Origin of the sequence: Tenacibaculum gallaicum (assembly GCF_003387615.1) — a bacterium.
Classification (GTDB): Bacteria; Bacteroidota; Bacteroidia; order Flavobacteriales; family Flavobacteriaceae; genus Polaribacter; species Polaribacter gallaicus.
The window spans coordinates 147,275-170,082 of sequence record NZ_QUNS01000005.1 but is presented as its reverse complement, the minus strand read 5'-3'; the positions used below and the strand labels follow the sequence as shown (position 1 = coordinate 170,082).

17 protein-coding genes are annotated in these 22,808 nt (G+C 32.9%); 7 read left to right on the top strand and 10 right to left on the bottom strand.

Features of this window, described 5'->3' with window-relative positions; translation table 11 throughout:
* Window positions 1-248 precede the first annotated feature (248 nt).
* The 9 genes from C7448_RS11010 to C7448_RS10965 all read right to left on the bottom strand — a co-directional run bounded on the left by C7448_RS11010 (window position 249) and on the right by C7448_RS10965 (window position 14,297).
* Complete coding sequence (locus tag C7448_RS11010) at window positions 249-1,328, bottom strand: HpaII family restriction endonuclease (RefSeq protein WP_115901429.1); 1,080 nt, start codon at window positions 1,326-1,328, stop codon at window positions 249-251.
* Window positions 1,325-2,590, bottom strand: a complete 1,266-nt coding sequence (locus C7448_RS11005) for a DNA cytosine methyltransferase (RefSeq protein ID WP_115901428.1) — start codon at window positions 2,588-2,590, stop codon at window positions 1,325-1,327. Before C7448_RS11005 ends, C7448_RS11010 begins: the two co-directional genes overlap by 4 nt.
* A gap of 393 nt (window positions 2,591-2,983) precedes the next feature.
* Window positions 2,984-4,558: a caspase family protein gene (locus C7448_RS11000; RefSeq protein ID WP_115901430.1), complete on the bottom strand. Its 1,575-nt coding sequence runs from the start codon at window positions 4,556-4,558 to the stop codon at window positions 2,984-2,986.
* A gap of 125 nt (window positions 4,559-4,683) precedes the next feature.
* Window positions 4,684-5,763, bottom strand: coding sequence for an HpaII family restriction endonuclease (locus tag C7448_RS10995; RefSeq protein ID WP_115901429.1), 1,080 nt, complete (start codon window positions 5,761-5,763; stop codon window positions 4,684-4,686).
* Complete coding sequence (locus C7448_RS10990; RefSeq protein ID WP_115901428.1) at window positions 5,760-7,025, bottom strand: DNA cytosine methyltransferase; 1,266 nt, start codon at window positions 7,023-7,025, stop codon at window positions 5,760-5,762. Before C7448_RS10990 ends, C7448_RS10995 begins: the two co-directional genes overlap by 4 nt.
* A 436-nt stretch (window positions 7,026-7,461) precedes the next feature.
* The gene (locus tag C7448_RS10980) at window positions 7,462-8,256 is read right to left on the bottom strand and encodes a TrmH family RNA methyltransferase (protein WP_115901426.1); all 795 of its coding nucleotides are present in this window, start codon (window positions 8,254-8,256) and stop codon (window positions 7,462-7,464) included.
* A gap of 505 nt (window positions 8,257-8,761) precedes the next feature.
* Window positions 8,762-10,054: an amidohydrolase family protein gene (locus C7448_RS10975; protein WP_115901496.1), complete on the bottom strand. Its 1,293-nt coding sequence runs from the start codon at window positions 10,052-10,054 to the stop codon at window positions 8,762-8,764.
* A 72-nt stretch (window positions 10,055-10,126) separates the two neighbouring features.
* Complete coding sequence (locus tag C7448_RS10970; protein WP_115901425.1) at window positions 10,127-13,072, bottom strand: amidohydrolase family protein; 2,946 nt, start codon at window positions 13,070-13,072, stop codon at window positions 10,127-10,129.
* A 178-nt stretch (window positions 13,073-13,250) separates the two neighbouring features.
* Window positions 13,251-14,297, bottom strand: coding sequence for a WD40/YVTN/BNR-like repeat-containing protein (locus C7448_RS10965; protein ID WP_115901424.1), 1,047 nt, complete (start codon window positions 14,295-14,297; stop codon window positions 13,251-13,253).
* A 50-nt stretch (window positions 14,298-14,347) separates the two neighbouring features.
* Here C7448_RS10965 and C7448_RS10960 point away from each other — a divergent pair, with 50 nt between their 5' ends.
* Both C7448_RS10960 and C7448_RS10955 read left to right on the top strand, forming a co-directional pair.
* Window positions 14,348-15,307, top strand: a complete 960-nt coding sequence (locus C7448_RS10960; protein ID WP_115901423.1) for a patatin-like phospholipase family protein — start codon at window positions 14,348-14,350, stop codon at window positions 15,305-15,307.
* A complete protein-coding gene (locus tag C7448_RS10955; RefSeq protein WP_115901422.1) occupies window positions 15,304-16,197 on the top strand; it encodes a DUF72 domain-containing protein in 894 nt (297 codons plus the stop codon). Before C7448_RS10960 ends, C7448_RS10955 begins: the two co-directional genes overlap by 4 nt.
* A gap of 259 nt (window positions 16,198-16,456) precedes the next feature.
* On the opposite strand, the gene C7448_RS10950 is transcribed toward C7448_RS10955, so the two are convergent.
* Window positions 16,457-17,905: a S41 family peptidase gene (locus tag C7448_RS10950; protein ID WP_115901421.1), complete on the bottom strand. Its 1,449-nt coding sequence runs from the start codon at window positions 17,903-17,905 to the stop codon at window positions 16,457-16,459.
* 158 nt (window positions 17,906-18,063) lie between these two features.
* Between C7448_RS10950 and C7448_RS10945 the strand changes: the two genes are divergently transcribed.
* The 5 genes from C7448_RS10945 to C7448_RS10925 all read left to right on the top strand — a co-directional run bounded on the left by C7448_RS10945 (window position 18,064) and on the right by C7448_RS10925 (window position 22,770).
* A complete protein-coding gene (locus tag C7448_RS10945; protein ID WP_115901420.1) occupies window positions 18,064-18,573 on the top strand; it encodes an RNA polymerase sigma factor in 510 nt (169 codons plus the stop codon).
* Complete coding sequence (locus tag C7448_RS10940) at window positions 18,560-19,030, top strand: hypothetical protein (RefSeq protein ID WP_115901419.1); 471 nt, start codon at window positions 18,560-18,562, stop codon at window positions 19,028-19,030. Before C7448_RS10945 ends, C7448_RS10940 begins: the two co-directional genes overlap by 14 nt.
* Before the next feature lie 40 nt (window positions 19,031-19,070).
* Window positions 19,071-19,586, top strand: coding sequence for a DUF4252 domain-containing protein (locus C7448_RS10935; RefSeq protein ID WP_115901418.1), 516 nt, complete (start codon window positions 19,071-19,073; stop codon window positions 19,584-19,586).
* A gap of 57 nt (window positions 19,587-19,643) precedes the next feature.
* Complete coding sequence (locus tag C7448_RS10930; protein WP_115901417.1) at window positions 19,644-20,204, top strand: DUF4252 domain-containing protein; 561 nt, start codon at window positions 19,644-19,646, stop codon at window positions 20,202-20,204.
* Window positions 20,205-20,322: 118 nt separating this feature from the next.
* Window positions 20,323-22,770, top strand: a complete 2,448-nt coding sequence (locus C7448_RS10925) for a M1 family metallopeptidase (protein WP_115901416.1) — start codon at window positions 20,323-20,325, stop codon at window positions 22,768-22,770.
* Window positions 22,771-22,808: the final 38 nt, after the last annotated feature.

Below are 22,808 nucleotides of genomic sequence, written 5' to 3'. Positions count from 1 at the left end.
CCTAACGGTCTCGTATAAGAATAGTAGCGGATTTTTACAAACTAACTTTTCGGTTGAACACAGACCTTTTTTATATTTACTTACTTTCATTTTAGCGATAAAACCGCTATTATTTTTATACATTGTTACCTGCTGGCTTTGTTCCGTTCTGCTTGGTTTTCAGCGTTGGCAAAGACATACTCTTTTGCAATTTTTGGCTTGTGTGTCGGCTGGTGCGAATTGCGAATGTGTATGGCTTTTAGCGTTGGCTATTTTGTAAACCTAATTTGTAAATTCAGGTTAAAATATAGTTCTCCGTTTTCCTTATATATTTCTCCAAATCCGTGTCGAGACGAACTTGCTGTGTCAAGTTTTGTATTATTTAGCAAATAATCCTCAAACTCATTTCTGTTGTAAATGTGGTAACATAAAACGTCTCCATTTTCTTTGACGATTAAATATCCACCTGTCGCATCATATTTTCCTGTCCAAACTTGCGAGGGCATCATTCCAAGAGCAACATCTGTCAAAAAGCGTTTTATTTTGTATTCGTAAAACTTATGTTCGTTTTCAATATCGAAGTTTAATGGATTTTTGTCAGCCGTTTTGTTTACTAAATCAGTCAAGTGCGAAAACTCACTTGAATAAAAATCAAATACTATTTGCGATAAAATCTCTGGAAGCAAACTGTCTATTAAAACAAGGTTGTTTGAAAATATTTGTCGTTCTGTTTTTATAAATTCAAATTGTCCGCCATTTTTATGAACTTGAACAATTCTATCCATTATTTTACTTCTCGAAGCAATTGAATTGATTTCCTGAATTTTATCTTCTGAAAGTTTCGCTCCTTTGATTTTATAAATAAAGTTTGTTGTTTTACCTGCATTTAAAAGAGTAGAGGGACTTCCGAGTTGAGATTTTATGCTAAAACCCAATGTCGGTTCTTGATTAGTTCTTTGGTCGTGAACAACAATCGTAATATCAGTTTTCGCTGTAGAACTTGCTTTTAAGGAAATACAATTTATGGATTGCATAAATTCCTCAATTTCTGGAACTGAAAAAGTCCTTTCTTTATTTTGTTTGATTGCATTTAAAAGAAAAAGTGCTTTGTCTTTAAAGTCTGAAATGGGGATTTTTAAAACTTCTTCATCTCCCGAAACTAAAATAATCTCATCTTGGATTGAATATTCAAAATTACCATTGTTTTCTGTGCGAAGTATTTTTATAATTGGGTAAACTAAACCTTCTAATTTTTCAATGTCTTTGTTTCCAAGAAATAATTGTTTGTCGCCTAATAATTTGAAAAGCGCATAAATTTCGCTCCATTCTCCCTTATTTCCTGTAATCATTTGCAGTTAAGTTTTTCTATTATTTTTTCCGCTGTTGCTTGAATTGCGGGAACTGCAACTGAATTTCCGAATTGTTTGTATGCTTGTGCGTCTGAAACTATAATTTTAAAATTGTCTGGAAAACCTTGTAATCTTGCCCATTCTCGTGGTGTCATTTTTCTAATTCCTTCTCGATTCACCTTTCCTGAAATGTTAGTTATTGGTTTAAAATTTGTCAGTCTATCATCAAGAACTAAATTTCGTTCTCTGCCCATTCCTCCACAAACAACTGCGTTTGCTGTTCCATCATTTGGAATTATTTCGTAACCAAATCCATTGCCTTTGCTTTCGTGGCGTGCTCTGTGATTTTTTAATGTTTGAACGTAAGTTGTTGATAAATAATATTTAACAGAAACTTCTTCTTGTTCCAAAATATCATCTAATACTGCGGTTTTATTAGTTGGTTCTGGATACTGAAAATCAGTTATTCCTAAATCTTTACGGAAACCTACGATAAAAATTCGTTCACGATTTTGAGGAACGCCAAATTCTTTTGCATTTAATATTTGAGGTTCAGGCACATAATAGCCTAAATCTTCTCGAAGCACGTTTAAAATTGTTGCTAATGTTTTTCCTTTGTCGTGATTTCTTAAACCTTTTACGTTTTCGAGAAAAATTGCTTTTGGTTGTTTCCTTTTTATAATTTCTGCAACATCAAAAAATAATGTTCCTCTTGTATCTTCAAATCCGCCACGTCTTCCTGCAATCGAAAACGCTTGACAAGGAAAGCCTGCACAAAGCACATCAAAATTGTTTGGAATATAATTTTTTGTTTCAGGTTTTGTTATATCTCCAAACGGAATTTCTCCAAAATTAGCTTTATAGGTTTGTTTTGAATATTTATCCCATTCACTTGTAAAAACGCACTTTCCTTCAAGATTTTGAAGAGCTAAACGAAATCCACCAATTCCTGCAAAAAGGTCAATAAACTTAAATTTTGGTTTTTCAGGTGCTGGAAATGGAACAGTTTTATTGAGGTCAAAAATCAAATATTGAAGTGCTTCTTCCGCTACTTTATTTGTGACTTTTTCTGTTGGATATTCTTTTTCAAGAATTTCTTTTACGTAAGAAAGTGCATCTTTTTTGTAAAATTGAGAAACTCCATTTTTATGATTGTGTAAATAATGCGTAAAAGAAGCAGGTTTAGAATTATCAGGGTCAACTACTTTTATTTCAAATAGTTGTCCGTCAATGTTTTCTATGTCAATTCTTTCTTTAATCATTATCTCTTATTTAACCGTACAAGTTAATAAAGTTTGCTGTTTTGGTTGGTCGGCTTCTATATTTTTATTCACAATCTTTTCACTATGTTTTCGAGCGCAAAGGCAAAAAACAGCTCTTTTGGTTTTTCAGCGTTGGCTTATGTGTCGGCAAAAACCAAATGTGCTGTTTGTGCGGCTGGGTTCAGCTTGCAGGTAACGTCTCTGTATATGGCTCGTAGCGTGCAAATTAGAAAATTATTTTCGGATTAAGCACAAGCCAGATTTTTAAATTTTACTATTTATTTTTTTATTGGAAATCGTCAAATTTAAAAATTTGGCGACTTTCCAAATATGTCATAATTTCGATTAAGCAACTACCTAGATATGAGCTATATACGTTGTTAGCAAAAGTAATTATTCCTTTTTTCCTTCTTGGTTGTTAAATTTTTCTTCGAGATAGATAGTTGCTTTTTTTTCTAGATTTTTATAAACCTTTTTGATTCCATCAACTACTTCCTCTTTATTGTAAATTGGATGTTCCGTAAAAAACCATTCAATTTCCGAATTTAGTTTTCTTTCATCCCAGTTTTTAGTAATAAAATTAGTAACAAAATAAAAATATCTAATCTGTTTTTGAGAAACTAAATAAATTGCTCTTGCAGTAAATGATTCCACATTTGGATATTTAGAATTTAAATTAAAAATTATAGATTTAAAAGGAACATCTATTTCAATATCAAACCCACTTTTTATATATTCATAATCATCTTCATTTTCGACTCCGAAAAGGTTTGGTGTTCTCAAGAAATTTGAATAATGATTTCTATCTTTTCTTACACGTCTCGTTATAGATTTTGCAAAGTAATCGTGAGTGTTATTATCTAGCCAATTTCCTATGGTATTTTTATTAATTATATAATCATAGTTTTCAGAAAGAATTACTTCTAAATCATATATATCATTTAGAGATTCTGAGATTTCAATTTTTTCAATTTCTGATTTGGTAAAATCTATTACCTCTAAAGCTTGTTCTTTAGTTAGATATTCTGATGCTTGTTTTTTGATTTTATCTATTAGACTAAAATCTTTTGAACCATCAATATTTTCTGTGTCTAGTGTTACAGTATCTATTTTTAAAAGGTATTCTTTAAGGCTGTCATTTATCTCACAGAATTTTTCAGTATAATCCGCTTGAATAACAAAAAAAGGTGTCTGAAGTTCATTGTTTTCAAATTCATCTGATATATAGTCAATTATGTCTTTATATCGAATTTCATTTGATTTATGTTCTTTAACAGATTTTATAAAACTTAGTGTAAAGTCACTAATTAAATCAGATTGCATTGAACTTTGGTCTTTCAATGAAGAATTTAAGAAATAACAATTATTAAATTTGTTTTGGGTTTCTTTAAAGTATTTAGCAACGACAGATGTTTCTTTGATATAAGTTTTTCCAGATTGACAAGCATCAATAATTTTTACAACTAAATTTGGATTTAAAGTCTTGATTAAACTATCAACTTCCTCGTTTTGAAGAGAGGTTTGTTTTCTCTTGTTTTTGTTAAAATCAGAAAGTATATAATAAAATTCCTCGTTATAGAATTCTCCGTGTCCTGTGAAGTAGAAAAATAACTCTTCTATTTCATTAGTTTTATTTTCAGAAATAAAATCAGTTATTTTCTCTTTTACGAGAGCACTAGATTTTTTTTCATTTATATATAATATAGATTCGAATTTACTAGTCTTAGAAATTATTGAGTTGACAATTTCAGCATCTTTTTTACAACCAGGTAGATTATTTTGTTTGTCTTCATATTCGCTGACTCCTAATATTATTGCTATGTTCATTCGTTGTTGGTTATTTTTGCTAACGGTCTCGTATAAGAATAGTAGCGGATTTTTACAAACTAACTTTTCGGTTGAACACAGACCTTTTTTATATTTACTTACTTTCATTTTAGCGATAAAACCGCTATTATTTTTATACATTGTTACCTGCTGGCTTTGTTCCGTTCTGCTTGGTTTTCAGCGTTGGCAAAGACATACTCTTTTGCAATTTTTGGCTTGTGTGTCGGCTGGTGCGAATTGCGAATGTGTATGGCTTTTAGCGTTGGCTATTTTGTAAACCTAATTTGTAAATTCAGGTTAAAATATAGTTCTCCGTTTTCCTTATATATTTCTCCAAATCCGTGTCGAGACGAACTTGCTGTGTCAAGTTTTGTATTATTTAGCAAATAATCCTCAAACTCATTTCTGTTGTAAATGTGGTAACATAAAACGTCTCCATTTTCTTTGACGATTAAATATCCACCTGTCGCATCATATTTTCCTGTCCAAACTTGCGAGGGCATCATTCCAAGAGCAACATCTGTCAAAAAGCGTTTTATTTTGTATTCGTAAAACTTATGTTCGTTTTCAATATCGAAGTTTAATGGATTTTTGTCAGCCGTTTTGTTTACTAAATCAGTCAAGTGCGAAAACTCACTTGAATAAAAATCAAATACTATTTGCGATAAAATCTCTGGAAGCAAACTGTCTATTAAAACAAGGTTGTTTGAAAATATTTGTCGTTCTGTTTTTATAAATTCAAATTGTCCGCCATTTTTATGAACTTGAACAATTCTATCCATTATTTTACTTCTCGAAGCAATTGAATTGATTTCCTGAATTTTATCTTCTGAAAGTTTCGCTCCTTTGATTTTATAAATAAAGTTTGTTGTTTTACCTGCATTTAAAAGAGTAGAGGGACTTCCGAGTTGAGATTTTATGCTAAAACCCAATGTCGGTTCTTGATTAGTTCTTTGGTCGTGAACAACAATCGTAATATCAGTTTTCGCTGTAGAACTTGCTTTTAAGGAAATACAATTTATGGATTGCATAAATTCCTCAATTTCTGGAACTGAAAAAGTCCTTTCTTTATTTTGTTTGATTGCATTTAAAAGAAAAAGTGCTTTGTCTTTAAAGTCTGAAATGGGGATTTTTAAAACTTCTTCATCTCCCGAAACTAAAATAATCTCATCTTGGATTGAATATTCAAAATTACCATTGTTTTCTGTGCGAAGTATTTTTATAATTGGGTAAACTAAACCTTCTAATTTTTCAATGTCTTTGTTTCCAAGAAATAATTGTTTGTCGCCTAATAATTTGAAAAGCGCATAAATTTCGCTCCATTCTCCCTTATTTCCTGTAATCATTTGCAGTTAAGTTTTTCTATTATTTTTTCCGCTGTTGCTTGAATTGCGGGAACTGCAACTGAATTTCCGAATTGTTTGTATGCTTGTGCGTCTGAAACTATAATTTTAAAATTGTCTGGAAAACCTTGTAATCTTGCCCATTCTCGTGGTGTCATTTTTCTAATTCCTTCTCGATTCACCTTTCCTGAAATGTTAGTTATTGGTTTAAAATTTGTCAGTCTATCATCAAGAACTAAATTTCGTTCTCTGCCCATTCCTCCACAAACAACTGCGTTTGCTGTTCCATCATTTGGAATTATTTCGTAACCAAATCCATTGCCTTTGCTTTCGTGGCGTGCTCTGTGATTTTTTAATGTTTGAACGTAAGTTGTTGATAAATAATATTTAACAGAAACTTCTTCTTGTTCCAAAATATCATCTAATACTGCGGTTTTATTAGTTGGTTCTGGATACTGAAAATCAGTTATTCCTAAATCTTTACGGAAACCTACGATAAAAATTCGTTCACGATTTTGAGGAACGCCAAATTCTTTTGCATTTAATATTTGAGGTTCAGGCACATAATAGCCTAAATCTTCTCGAAGCACGTTTAAAATTGTTGCTAATGTTTTTCCTTTGTCGTGATTTCTTAAACCTTTTACGTTTTCGAGAAAAATTGCTTTTGGTTGTTTCCTTTTTATAATTTCTGCAACATCAAAAAATAATGTTCCTCTTGTATCTTCAAATCCGCCACGTCTTCCTGCAATCGAAAACGCTTGACAAGGAAAGCCTGCACAAAGCACATCAAAATTGTTTGGAATATAATTTTTTGTTTCAGGTTTTGTTATATCTCCAAACGGAATTTCTCCAAAATTAGCTTTATAGGTTTGTTTTGAATATTTATCCCATTCACTTGTAAAAACGCACTTTCCTTCAAGATTTTGAAGAGCTAAACGAAATCCACCAATTCCTGCAAAAAGGTCAATAAACTTAAATTTTGGTTTTTCAGGTGCTGGAAATGGAACAGTTTTATTGAGGTCAAAAATCAAATATTGAAGTGCTTCTTCCGCTACTTTATTTGTGACTTTTTCTGTTGGATATTCTTTTTCAAGAATTTCTTTTACGTAAGAAAGTGCATCTTTTTTGTAAAATTGAGAAACTCCATTTTTATGATTGTGTAAATAATGCGTAAAAGAAGCAGGTTTAGAATTATCAGGGTCAACTACTTTTATTTCAAATAGTTGTCCGTCAATGTTTTCTATGTCAATTCTTTCTTTAATCATTATCTCTTATTTAACCGTACAAGTTAATAAAGTTTGCTGTTTTGGTTGGTCGGCTTCTATATTTTTATTCACAATCTTTTCACTATGTTTTCGAGCGCAAAGGCAAAAAACAGCTCTTTTGGTTTTTCAGCGTTGGCTTATGTGTCGGCAAAAACCAAATGTGCTGTTTGTGCGGCTGGGTTCAGCTTGCAGGTAACACCCAAATATATGGACATTTTAGGATTCCACCAAGTAAGATCTATTTTAAGTATGTTGTATCACGAAAGCCTTTTAAACACAAGTGTTTTATAAAATATATACTTGTCCTTATTTTGTATATATTTAAGAGAGAATTTAAATTTTAAGGCTGTATTTATATACAGAATATAGACATAATTAAATCCACCTTATTACTGTAATACATAAAACTTTTGCAAGTGCTTGTAATTAAATTCAATTATACAAAATTACGTTGTCGTTTTGCCTCAAAAGTTAAGATGGCTGCGGCAACCGATACATTCATAGAATCTATTTCCCCTTGCATAGGGATGTTGATGTTCTGAGTAGCTTGGTCTCGCCAAATTTGTGTTAATCCTGTCGCTTCGGTACCCACTACCAAAGAAGTAGCCTTTGTATAGTCGTTTTTATGGTACTCGTTTGAATTTTGTAGTGTAGCACTGTAAATATGAATGTTGTGCTCTTGTAAGTACGCTATAATGTCTTCAGATGTACCTGTAGCTATCTGATTGGTAAATACACAACCTACACTAGAACGTATGATATTAGGATTGAATAAATCCGTTTTTGGGTTGACGATAAAAACAGCATCCACCTTAGCAGCATCGGCAGTACGTAACATAGCACCAATATTCCCTGGTTTTTCAATACCTTCCATAACTAATACGAGTGGGGTAGTGGTATTGAATTCAATAGCGTCTAAATCGAAGTTTTTAGCTTTAACTACAGCAATAATACCCTCGGTAGTATCACGATAGGCTAGTTTTTGGTATACTTCTTTTGTTATTTCTATACAGTTAGCAGCCTTATTTAGAATTTTGTTTACACTTTCTTCGGTAAACATATCAGCAACAAACAGCAGGGTGTCTATTTCATAATCTCCTTTAACAACTAACGAAATTTCACGTTGTCCTTCTACTAAAAATAGTCCTTTCTTCTTACGTTCTCTAGATTTCTCTTGAAGCTTTAAAAGCTCTTTTATATAGGCGTTTTGTGTGCTACTAATCTGTTTCATTTGCTATGATATCTAAATACAAAAGTACTATTCTGTTTTATAATAAAATACCATCTTACTAAAAGAATAATTACTAGCTATTGCTGTTGTTAGGCAAACAACAGTACTGTTGCCCAACACCAAACACTACTGTTGTTTAACACTAGATGCTACTGTTTGAACCTTCAAACAAAACTAAAATATGGGGTGTACTAGTTTGTATTAAGCTTCATACAGTAGTGTATGAAGTCACCCGACACTACTGTATGGTGTCACGATATAGTGGTGTATGAAGTTACCATACAGTAGCGCATGCTTATTATTTGTGCATAAAAAAACATCATTCTTTTTACGGAATGATGTTTAATAGTTTCTTAAATAGAAGAGATTCCTTCGTTATTATTTCGACTTAAGTTTATCTTGAGCGAAGTCGAAAGGCTCAACAAACTCCTCTGAATGACGTTAAAATTGCAGTCATAGCGAGGAATGATAATGACGTGGCTATCTCTTAGTTTAGAAAGATGTTCTATTGGTTTTTATACTTGTTAGCATAACGCTTCCATAATTTTGTTTGATGCGATTCTAGGCTAATTTTTCTTCCTTGTATAAAAGCTTCTTTTAAAATGTTAGTACGCATATCTAAAGCATCTCCTTCAGAAATAAATAGGGTAGCGTCTTTACCAACTTCTAAGGTTCCTACGTTGTTGTTTATACCTAAAATTTTAGCATTGTTTTGAGTAATTAATTGTAAGGCTTTTTCTTTACCTAATCCGTAAGCAGCATACGTTCCTGCATAAAATGGTAAGTTACGTGTGCTCATACGTTCCATATCTCCTTCCATACCTAAACCTACTAAAATACCAGCATCGGTTAATATCTTAGCTGCTCTAAAAGGTCTGTCATAATCTGCATCTTCACCATTAGGCAAACGGTGTGCACGTTCTAAAATAACAGGTACATTGTTTGCTTTTAATAAGTCAGCAACTTTTTCAGCCTCTTGTCCGCGAACAATCACGATATTTTTAACTCCTAATTCTTTACAAATATTTACAGCATCAGTAATTCCTTTTTCACCAGATACGTGTACAAACATTCTTTGATTACCGTTTAAAACTCCTTGTAAAGCTTCATAAGGTAAGTTTTTAGGTGTTTTATTACCCGCTAGGTAGCTTTTTGCATTGGCGAAAAATTTTGTAAGCTTATCAATACTTTTTTGATAGTTTTTGTTAGGCTTTAATCCTGGGTCTTCACCCATCCACCAACGACCTCTAGAGAATACCTGAGGCCAGTTCATATGAACACCATCATCAGTTTTAATAGTAGCATCTTCCCAGTTCCAAGCATCTAATTGTACTACCGAAGAGGTACCAGAAATAACACCACCACGTGGGGCAATTTGTGCCATTAATACTCCGTTAGGACGCATGGTTTCTACCACTTTACTTTCTGCATTATAGGCAATAATACTACGGATGTGTGGTAGCATAGAACCTACCTCATCAAAGTCTCTGGTTGCACGTACAGCATCAATTTCAGCTAAACCTAAAGAGGTGTTTGCAGCAATGAATCCTGGGTATACGTGTTTTCCTTTGGCATTAATAACAGTTCCCATACGAGCAATTCTGCTATTGGCATTTCCTACATGTGCTATTTTACCGTTAGAAAACATGATTAAGGAGTTTTCAATTACTTCTCCGTTTCCTAAGTGTGCTGTGGCACCTTCAATACTATAAGCTTCAGTTTGCTTGGGTGCTGGTGTTTGTTGCGCTAGTATGTTTCCTATACATAAGAAGCATATTATGTTATATATATATTTAATTTTCACGTTTTAAATTTTTGTTACTATTAGTTTATACTTAGTAGCTAATCTTACTAAATTTCTCTGTGAGGATTACTCTGTGTCACAGTGAAATAATTTCTGAGTTTTCTTTTTAGGAGCTTGTGTTTTACCTCCTTTAATCTTCTCTTGTAACATCATATTGATTAGCTTAGCACGTTCTGCTTTAATAGCCTTACGCTTTTCTAAGTCTTTTTCAATATCAAAATAGATAGCTCCGTCAATAATTGTTTTTTCTGCTTTTGAATATACTGAAAGCGGATTTCCGCTCCATACTACAACATCGGCATCTTTACCTACTTTAATACTTCCTGTACGGTCGTTTAAGTGTAATAGTTTTGCAGGATTAATAGTTACAGTAGCCCAAGCTTCTTGTTCGCTTAAACCTCCGTATTTAATTAATTTTGCAGCTTCTTGATTTAGTCTACGAGACATTTCAGCATCATCAGAATTAATAGCAACTGTAATACCTTGGTTGTGCATAATAGCAGCGTTGTATGGTATAGCGTCGTTAACCTCGTATTTATATGCCCACCAGTCAGCAAAAGTAGAGCCACCAACTCCGTGTTCTTTCATTTTATCAGCGAGTTTGTATCCTTCTAAAATGTGGGTAAACGTGTTAATGTTAAAGTTGAATTGTTCTGCAACCTTCATTAACATGTTAATTTCTGATTGTACATAAGAGTGGCAAGAAATAAAACGTTCTTTATTAATAATTTCAGCCAAGGTTTCTAACTCAATATCTTTACGATATGGTTGTCCGCTTTTCTTTTTAGCATCGTATTCTTTGGCTCTTTGGAAGTAGTCAATATATACTTGTTCAACTCCCATACGTGTTTGAGGGAAACGAATGGTATTCATATCTCCCCAGTTAGATTGTTTTACGTTTTCACCTAAGGCGAACTTGATAAACTTAGGTGTGTTGTTGTATAACATTCCGTTAGCATTTTCTCCCCATTTTAGTTTGATAATTGCCGAACGTCCACCGATAGGATTCGCAGAACCGTGTAATACTTGAATAGAAGTAACACCACCCGCAATGTTTCTGTAAATATTTACATCGTTAGGGTTGATAACGTCTTCAATAGTAACCTCAGCTGTTGAGTTATGACCTGATTCGTTTACTGCGGAAGTAGCAATATGTGAATGTTCATCAATAATACCTGCGGTTACATACTTACCAGTTCCGTCAATAATTGTAGCTCCTCTTGAAGATAAGTTGGTACCTATTTTGGCTATTTTTCCATTTGTAATTAATACATCGGTATTGTTTAGTACTTCGTTGTTTTCAGAAGTCCAAACCGTAGCATTTTTAATTAAAATAGTTTCTTTTTGTGGAGCAGTTGGGTTTCCTAATCCGATGTTTGGATAGGTAACGGCTACTACTTCAGGGGTATTGTCTTTTTTCTTGTTGTCTTTCTTTTTAGCATCAGCTTTTCCAGTATAAGTAGCATTCCAAGTACTTTCATTTCCATTATTGTCGGTAGCTGTACCTGTAATTTGTTGTTTGTTTTTAACAAATGCTGTTAAGCGAGTATAGTTGTCACCATCTTTAAGAGTTATATGCAACCAGTCGTTGCTAAAAGATGATTTACTATTTATCTTTTTATCTCCACTTTTTAAAGCAGTTGTTTGTTTAGCTCCTTTACCAGTAATGGTCATATCGTACGATTTCCCGTTAACTGTTAACGTGTACTTACCTGTAATATCTTTAATATCCATTGAGTTAATGGTGTTTTTATCACCCTGCACCCAGTTTTCATATAAAGTAGTTTGTTTGTCAAAAATATCACCAGAAGTAATTAAGAAGTTGGCATAACTACCAGCTTTTAAGTTACCAACTTTGTCATTTTTTAAAATTTTGGCAGGCACTGTAGTTAACGCTTCTAAAGCTGTAGTCTTATCTAATCCGTAAGTAATAGCCTTTTGTAGATTACTACTAAATTCTTTTGCCTTTTTTAACTTATAGGTAGTTAAGGCAAAAGGAACATTGTTTTTTGCTAAAATTGATGGATTTGCTGGTTCTTGATTCCAAGAGCGCATATCGCTTAACGCAATTTTATTTGCTAAAAATGGATTTGATACATCGTAAGCTTTTCTAAAGTTAATAGGAATAATGTACGTAGCATTGGTCGCTTTAATATCATTGATTCTTTCATATTCATTTCCTCCACCTACAATGGTGTATTGAATTCCAAATTCGTCACCAATTTTATCAGCACGCTTATTATCTAAATATCCACCCGCATTAAATATTTGTGGTAGTTTTTTCTTGTTATTTAATGCTTCTAAAGCTAAATCGGTGTTTTTTGCATTTCCTTTGGCGTACCAATCGGCATCTAAATACGTTTGACGTAATAATGCCATGGCTCCCATACGTGACGTAGGGTAGCTTTGACGTGATTTAGCACTTTTAGAAAACGATAAGTAGTTTCCTGATTCGTTGTTTAAAATTCTGTAAGCATCAGAACTATTAGGGTTTAAAGCAACTAAAATTCCGTTACCTCGCATAATACCGTCTGCTACGTGTGTATTAACAGTACCAAAACCTAAAGACAATAATTCTTTGGCTTTTTTAGCATCAAAGTTAAATTCGGTAGCAGCGTTTACATCAGGACGAATATGATCGTTCCAGTAATACCCTTTTCTGCCAGCATCGTATTGTGGTCTTTTACCACGACCGCTTTCACGTTTAGGTTTTGCGATACCAAAGGTTGAGTAGGCATCTACAAACGAAGGGTACATAGATTTTCCGTCTAGGTTAATTACGTGTGCTTCGTTAGGTATGTTAACCGATTTGCCTACAGCAACAACTTTACCGTCTTTAATAAGCAGCGTTCCTTTTTTTACTACTTGGCTAGGGGTAACATAAATGGTAGCATTGGTAAATGCATACACATTGTTTTTGGATGACTTTACTCCTGTGTTGGTAGGAAAGTACTCTTGTGCAAAAGAGGTACTAATACACAGGGATAAGAGTAAGAATAGTATTTTTTTCATTTAATATTGAGTTGATTAGCTTATAAAAATAGATAGTTAAAAAGGAAAAGAATTCCTTTTAACAAAACATTAAGAATTAATCACAGGGTGATAGCCAAGAATTTAATCCACCAAGGCTTACTTAATAGACTTAAAATGGGTTTTCTTATAGTTCTTTGTTTATTTGCCCTAAGATAGTTTAGTTAAGAACTAGCTTTCCAATCTTTTCATGACCAGATAACCAAGCGGTATTCTTATCAATAAACTGAATTGCATAGTAGCTTTCCTTGCTTACTTCTTTCCAAGTATGTCCACCGTCGTTAGAAAATGATATTCCTGTTTTTCCAACTGCAAAAACTTCTTCTCCGTTCGTGTTAGGTACATACTGTACGCAGCTTTTGTAGTTAGGGTTGGTATTATTAGCTACGAGTGTCCATGTTTTACCACCATCGGTAGTAACTGCTTTATTAGCGTTATTATCTTCTGGTTTTGAGTAGTTACCTCCAATAGCAATTCCGTTATTTTCATTATAAAAATCAATAGAGTAGATTCCTTGAGGTCCATCACCTTGTACAATTGGAGTATCAAAAACCTCCCAAGTGTTTCCAAAGTCGGTAGATTTTAAAATACGTGCTTTGGTTCCTCCAGAACCTATCCACACAGTATTGTTTACAATAGCAATATTGGTATTACTAGCAGCAAAGAAAGCTTCTCCTTCTTCAAAAGTAGGTAGTTGAGAGCAAGGTAGTTTTGTCCACGTATTTCCTCCGTCTGAGGTAAGAATAACAGACGGACAATCTTCTGTAGGGTCACCAACGGCAATCCCATGTTTTCCATCAGCAAAGAATTGCATACAGTCGTAAAAAACCTTTTCGTGTTCTTCTGTATATACCAATTCATAACTGTTTTCATTTCCTTTATATAGTAAGGCAGGATTAGCTACCGATAAAACAAATATGTGTTCACCGTTTTTGGCAATGCTTCTAAAGTGTGGTATAATAGTATCGTTATACTTTAAATTTTGTGTTTGCCATGTTTTACCACCATCCTTTGTACTTGTAATATCTCCTTTAGAGCCTGCAAAAATTAATTCATCGTTACTAATGGCTAGCATAGCTCTAATGCTGGTACTATCTTGTTTAAACTCGGTAATTTTAATAGTTTCAAAAGTTCTTGGGGCTTTCTTTTCTTGTGTACAAGAAAGTATTATAAAAGAGATTAATAAAAGGAATGATAATCGTGTCATATTTTTGATATTTTTACAGAACTAAAAATAGGAAAACCAAACTTAAATCAATGAAAAAAGCCTTAGTAATTTCAGGAGGAGGAAGTAAAGGAGCCTTTGCGGGCGGTGTTGCACAATACCTAATGAAAAATAAAAATAAAGATTACGATATGCTTTTAGGAACGTCAACAGGAAGCTTAATGGTTTCGCATTTAGCTTTAGGTATGGTTGATGAATTAAAAGAAATATATACTTCAGTAGATCAAAAAGCTATTTTTAGTAATAGTCCGTTTAGAATAAAATCGGTGCATGGAGAGAAGGTAATTTCTATACGACATAGAAATACTTTTTGGAACTTTTTAAATGGTCGTAAAACATTTGGTGAGAGTAAGAACTTACGAAAGCTTATAAGCAATAGCATAACTAAAGAAATTTATGATGAAATTAGAAGGTTAAATAAAGAGGTAGTGGTAACAGTTTCTAATTTAACAGCAAATCAAATTGAGTACAAATCTATTTTGGAGTGTGAGTATGAAGATTTTTGTGATTGGATTTGGGGGTCGTGTAACTATGTGCCTTTTATGAGTTTGTTAGAAAAAGATCATTGTCAGTATGCCGATGGTGGTTTTGGTAGTTTAGTTCCTATTCGTGAAGCAATTGCACGAGGAGCTACAGAAGTAGATGCTATTATTTTAGCTACCGAAGTAACCCAAATGAACCGATTGCCTGCTAAGAACCCTTTTTCACTGATGATGGATACGTTTGATTTTATGTTGGAGAATGTTGAGCGACATAATATTACCATAGGAAAGTTATCTGCCAAACAACATAATGTAAAGTTGAACTTATACTATACACCAACGGTGTTAACAACCAATTCGCTAGTTTTTGATAAAGAGAAAATGAAGAAATGGTGGAAGTCGGGTTATAAGTATGCTAAAAAACTGGATGATGATAGAATGACAGAGTTTAGACCAGAGATGGTAGATAATCAAGATATAGAGGAAGGAATAGAAAATAACGAAGTATGAAGTTTGGAAAAGTAGCACAACCAGAGTTAATAGATTTTACATTACCAGCAACGCATCCTAAAACAATAGAGCTATTAAGTTCTTTTGAAAAGAGTGGTACGCCTAATGTGTATGTTGGCTGTGCAAAATGGAATAAAGCAGATTTAAAAGGTTTTTACCCACGAGGAACTAAGGATGAATTGGAATATTATTCGAAACAGTTTAATTCGATAGAACTCAATGCTACTTTTTATAGACAGTTTCCAGCAGCACAATTTGAAAAGTGGAAAGCTAAAACTCCTGAAAACTTCAAGTTTTTCCCAAAACTAGGACAGGAGATAAGCCACTGGAAGCGTTTACAAGGTGTACAAGATGCTGTGAATGTGTATTTAGATAATGCTTCACATTTACAAGAGAAGTTAGGTACCATCTTTTTACAGTTACACGCTAATTTTGGTAATAAAAACTTTGATAGATTGCAAAACTTTGTGGTAAGCTGGCCTAAAGGTATACCATTAGCTATTGAGGTTCGTCACCCAAATTGGTTTGAAGATGAGGTTGTGTTTAATGAGTTTACACAGTTGTTTGAAGAACATAACATAACCAATGTGTTAGTTGATACCGCAGGAAGGAGAGATATGATGCATATGCGTTTAACGAATAATGAAGCTTTTGTTCGTTATGTTGGAGCAAATCACCCGTCAGATTATGCTCGTTTAGATGATTGGGTAGTTCGTTTAAAAGAATGGAACGATGTAGGTTTAGAGAACATTCACTTTTTTATCCATCAAAACTTAGAGGTAGAGTCGCCATTATTAGCAGCGTATTTTATAAAAAATCTAAACAAAGAGTTAGGAGTTGATTTAAAGATTCCTAATGAAGAGAATAATCAACAAATGAGTTTGTTGTAGAAAAATAAAGGTATTTAGTCACTCCAAACGAGATAGGAGAGGAATATTTTGTATGGAGTAATAAACGGTTTTAAGATTTCTCGCTATCGCTCGAAATGACGAGACTTAATATAAAAAAGTAATATGTATTGTCATTCCGAACGAGATACGAGGAGGAATCTCACTCAAAGGAATAGTTTATTTTTCGTTCTCATTAAAAAAGTATGATAAAAAAATCCAGCTAAGCAAGCTGGATTCTTTATTTATATAGGATAATATGTTATTTCAACTCCACATACATATTGTTGTAATCAGGACGCATCATGTTTGAATTCCATGATGGAGAGAATTGAACTCCTTTTTTCATTGTAGGAGTTCCTTTTGCTCCCGTAGTAATGTATTGAATGGTTCTTTGTAATAAAGGCTCATTAGGGTTTCCTAAAATACCTAAGTTGCCTGGGTCTTCGTCTATAATAACTTCAGGTATAAATCCTTCAGGAGCGTTTTCACCATCTACATTTTGAATTTCTAATACAATAGGTTGCATTGCCCAAGTATGACTCTTTAAGTTATCACCATTACGGGTATAATCGTCAGAATCGTATAAGGTAATAGAACCTACATGCTTTCCGTAGGTTTGTTCACCTACTAGCTTTACATCAATATAAGGCTTTAGAGCATTGATGACCAGTTCTGAAGCAGAGGCAGAATCATCAGAAACGATAAAGTAAATAGTATTTAGGTTTAAACTATTAATAGCTTCATCTAACACTACATTTCCTTGTTGGTCTTTATTTAAAATTTGATTCGTAAAGTTATTGATTAATAAATCAGGGTTTGTTACCTCCATCACTTTATGATTCCATACTTGTTTAGCAAATAACTCATTAGTGAACTGTCCGGTAATCATACTTCCTAAATACGTAGCTGTTTGTACAGAACCCCCACCGTTATAACGTAAGTCGATGATTAAATCGGTAATATTAGCTGTTTGAAACTTAGCAAACTCAGCATTTAATTCTCCGTCAAAGTTACTAGAGAATTGGTTATACATTAAATATCCAATAGTGTGGCTACCGCTAGTAATTACGTTGGTTACTTTTATTGGGTTTTCTGTTACTTGAGATTTTGTAACAGTAATGGTTGTGCCATTACTAACAGGATTTCCTCCATTGTAATTAGCTAAATGAATAGTAAAGGTATCATTATCTAATAAATCATTTACATTCGCTCTAGTTATAGTTGTTCCGTCAATCTCAGTAATAATCATTCCACGAGTAACTCCTTGTGCATCTGCATCAGAACCAGTAACAACATCATATACATATATATAGTAACCTCCAGAACCATCAGTATAATCAGCACCTTCTAGCTTCATACCACTTGTTAAGCGTATTCCAGCAAAAGACTCCTCTAGAGCTATGTAATCATCTACAATCCACGAATAGGTTCTGTTAGGATCTTTAGGGTATTCATTAGGCATGTATAATAAATTGTAAAATAGGTTAGCAGGATCGTCATATCCTGACAAATAACTGAACAATTCACTATCATTACTAAAACGTCTGTCAGCTAAATCAGGAACCAAATCTTGCCATAAGTAGTAGGCGTTTAAACCTTTCCAAACAAAATTTTGAACTTCAATATTTTTCGGCGCATCGTCTTTTTCACTGCATGATACAAGTAGTATTGAAAAAAAGATGATTAGGGATGCTTTAAGTAATTTCATAAGAGTATATTAGTTGTAACAACAACGCAATTTACTGAATAATATTATTTTTTTTAGTATTGATGTAACAAACTTAAAACTGCGTCGTCGTAGATATGTAAACCTGTTAAATAAGACGCAATTGTTTTAATAGGCTTACAGAACTAATTAACCAAACCATGAACCAATCGGACTTTTTAAAAGTTGTATTACCATTTAAAGACAAAGTCTTTCGTTTAGCGAAAAGATTGTTGGTTTCTACTGAAGAAGCTGAAGATGCTACACAAGAGTTGTACTTTAAATTGTGGAGAAATAGAGAAAAGCTCTCTAATTATAAAAATGTAGAGGCATTTGCAATGACCATGACGAAGAATTACTGTTATGACAGATTAAAGTCTAAACAAGCAAGTAATTTAACATTGGTTCATAGTAATTATAAAGAGAAAGATACTCCTTTAGAAAAGAGGGTAGAACATAACGACAGTGTAAACAGAGTACATGAGCTTATAGATAAGTTACCAGAGCAGCAAAAAATAATCATACAATTAAGAGATATTGAACAATATGATTTTGAAGAAATATGTAAAATGGTTGATATGAAGCCGACAGCTGTAAGAGTAGCATTATCAAGAGCTAGAAAAGCAATAAGACAAGAATTAATAAAACAACACAACTATGGAGTTAGCTAACATAGAAAAATTATTAGATAAATATCTAGACGCAGAAACAACATTGCAAGAAGAGCAAACGTTACAAGAGTATTTTACATCAAACGACGTGGCACCGCATTTGCAAGAGTATAGTATGATGTTTGGTTATTTTAAACAAAGTAAAGACGAAACCTTTACCAAAACCATTCAGTTAAAACCTGAGAAAACTAAGAAGAACTGGAAATGGTTATCAGTAGCAGCGTCAGTAGTCTTACTATTTAGTTTATTTATGGGTAATGAAGAGTACAAAAAGCATCAACAGCGTAAACAGTTTGCACAAATTAAAGAAGCGTTGCAACTAGTTTCAGTCAATTTAAACAAAGGAAATGATGCATTATATGCAGTTTCAAACAACCTAAAAAAAGGAAATGATGCTATTGAACATTTAGGAACCTATGAAGAAACAGTAAACAAAGTAATAAACACAGTAAATTAATTAAGAAAGTAAAACCAAGTACTTATAAACCAAGAAAATCATGAAAAAAGTAATATTATTATTCGCATTCGTATCTATAGCTAATATAAGTTTCGGACAGTCGATATTTGATAAATTAGAAGACCTAGATGAGGTATCATCAGTGGTAGTAAATAAAGATGCTTTTGAAATTTTATCTAAATTTAAGGTAGAATCTGAAGACAATGAAGCTATGGAGGTTTTTAAAATGATTCAAGACCTACAAGAGCTAAAAGTATTTTCTACTGAAAATGCAAAAGTATCTGGACAAATGGAGAGCATGGTAAAATCAGCAATAGCAAAGAGTAACTTAATAGAGTTAATGCGTGTAAAAGATAAAGATTCTCGTGTTAAAATCTATGTAAAGTCTACTAAAAACAAAGACTTTGTAAGTGAAGTGTTAATGTTTGTAAAAGACAAAAACTCTAATAATGGTTCACCAGAATCTGTAATTGTTTCGTTAACTGGTAACATAGACATCAATAAAATGTCAAAATTAGCAGAGACGTTTTCTAAAGACGGAAAGAAGAACAAATAAAAACAAATAAGGCAGCGTTAACAAGTTAGCGCTGCTTTTAATCAAAAACTAATAACAATGAAAAAACTACTTATATATTCAATATTACTAGTAGCTTTTGTAGCCGTTTCTTGTAAAACAGAATCCTTACAAAGCTATTTGGTAGAAAGCCAAGAAAAAGAAGGCTTTATAACGTTTGATGTACCAGCTAGTGTGCTGCAATTAAGCATGGATAAAGCTTCGGAAGAAGACAAAAAAGCGTATGAAAGCATAAAAAAGGTTAACATTACTGGTGTTCCTTATAAGAATTTAGATGAAGCTAGTTATGAAGTAGAAAAGGAGAAATTGAAATCTATCTTTAAAAAATCAGGTTATAAACAGTTAATGAAATTTAAAAAAGATGGAGCTAATGCAGCAATTTATTATTCAGGAGATGCTGATGCTATTGACGAAATTGTAGCTTTTGGTTACGGAAAAGATATGGGAGTAGGAGTTGCACGAATTTTAGGAGAAAATATGAATGTTGGGAAAATTATGGAAATGATGCAAAAAGCTAAGATGGATGCCGGAAACCTAGATTTAAAACAATTTAAAATGATCTTCGATGACAAACATCGTTCTTCAGAAGAAACAGAATAAAAATTTGTGTTGAAAATATAGAAAAGCCGTTAGATTATCTGACGGCTTTTTCTTTTTAACGGGTCATTAACAAGCCTCCCAATAGAATTTCATATTTTTGGACTCTAAACAAAAACATATGAAATTTAACAAACTCCTTGTTTTTATCGCTGTTTTCTTTACAGCAAGCTTATTTTCTCAATCAAATAAAGTATATAGAGCTGAAAAAGATAAAGTTCACAACTTAGTTCATACGAAGTTAAAAGTAGATTTTAACTTTCAAGAAAAAGAAATGAATGGAGAAGAATGGGTAACCTTAACACCTCATTTTTATGAAACAGATAAAGTTACGTTAGATGCTAAAGCAATGGTTATTGATAAAGTAACAATGAATAATCAAGCATTAGAGTATAATTACGATGATTATGAGTTAATCATCAACTTACCTCGTACCTATAAGCGAAACGAAGAGTTTACACTATATATTAAATATACGGCGCGACCAGAAAGGGTAAAGCAAAAAGGAAGTGCCGCTATTACATCTGCAAAAGGGCTGTATTTTATCAATCCAACAGGTTTTGATAAAAACAAACCAACTCAAATTTGGACGCAAGGTGAAACCGAAGCAAGTAGTTGTTGGTTTCCAACAATTGATGCGCCAAACCAAAAGACATCACAAGAAATTTATATGACGGTTCCGCAAAAGTATGTAACACTTTCTAACGGAAAACTAGAAAAACAAACTACCAATGCTAACGGAACTCGTACTGATTATTGGAATTTTACTCAGAAGCATGCACCATATCTGTTTTTTATGGGGGTAGGAGAGTATGAGATTATCAAAGATAAATACAAAGATATACCTGTAGATTATTATGTAGAGAAGGAATATGCCCCGTATGCAAAAGATATTTTTGGGAATACTCCTGAAATGTTAGCGTTCTTTTCAAAGATTACAGGAATTGAATATCCATGGAATAAATATGCGCAGATTGTAGGACGTGATTATGTAAGTGGTGCTATGGAAAATACCACAGCCGTAATTCATGGAGAAAGAGCTTACCAAACACCTGGGCAATTAATTGATGAAAATGTACAAGAGAATACGATAGCACACGAAGCTTTTCATCATTGGTTTGGTGATTTAGTAACTACCGAAAGTTGGAGTAACCTAACCGTAAACGAGAGTTTTGCTAATTATAGTGAGTATTTGTGGTTAGAGCATAAATATGGAAAAAATGAAGCAGACGCACACTTGTTTGAAGATATTGAAGGGTATAAAAGTGGACAAAATTTTGATAAACATTTAGTTCGTTTTTATTACGAGGATAAAGAAGATATGTTTGATGCGGTTAGTTACAACAAAGGAGGCGCTATTTTACACATGTTACGCAACTATTTGGGTGATGAAGCTTTTTATGAAGGATTGAATACTTATTTAACAGCTAATAAATACGGAACAGGAGAAGCGCATCAATTACGTTTAGCTTTTGAAAAAGTAAGTGGTAAAGACTTAAACTGGTTTTTCAATCAGTGGTATTTTAACAGCGGACATCCAAAACTATCAATATCTTACGATTATAACAAACTTAGAAAAACAGTAACCGTAAATATTATTCAATCTCAACTTAATGAGTTTAAATTCCCATTTGCGATCGATGTTTTTGAAGGAAGTAAACGTACACGTCATACTGTGTTTGTTGAGGGAAGAGATGCTTCATTCACCTTTCCTTTTACCAAGCATCCAGATTTAATTCAAGTAAATGCTGACGGTGTGTTGTTGTGCGATATTAATGAGAATAAAGTATTGAGCGATTATATACATCAATTAAAATATGCTCAAAACTATGTACATAAAAGAGAGGCTTTGTTAGAAGTAGCTAAACATCAAGATGATAAAAAAGCGTTTAATGCTGTGGCAGATGCTCTGAATAATGATTTTTATAAAATCAGGATTTTAGCTTTGGAGAACATTAATTTAATCAATAAGTATTCAAAAAAGAATGTGATTGATCAAATAATGAAAATAGCTCAGAACGATCCAAAAACGTTGGTGCAAGCAGCTGCAATTGAAACCTTAGGAAAGTTAACAGACCCTGCATTAAAATCGGTGTTCGAAAAAGGCTTACAAAGTAAGTCATACTCAGTATTAGGAAAGTCGTTGGTAGGAATGTATTATATAGACAAACAGTTAGCAATTCAAAAATCAAAAACGTTACCATTAGCTGTAAAAAAGATCATTGCAACACCGTTAACGCGCATTTATTTAGAAGAAAATGATGATGAAGAGCTAAGTTTTATTGCAAGCAATGTAATGTCTGGAATGTTTTTAAGTCCGAATAAGAAAATTCAATCATTGTATAAAAAAGCATTTGATAAGATTGGAAAAAGTAATAATACAGAGGCTATTCAAAACTTATCCGAAGATATTGTGGCTAAAGGACTTCAGTATAAGCAATATAACTTTGATAAGGTTGGAGTAAATTTATTACGTCAAATGGTTCAAATGCAAAAAACTAATAATCCGTCAAATAAAGAAAAACATCTTAAATTTATTCAAATAGCTATGGCGAAGCTACTTGAATAAATAGTATACTTCATAAAGTTTAAGTTAAAAAGAATACT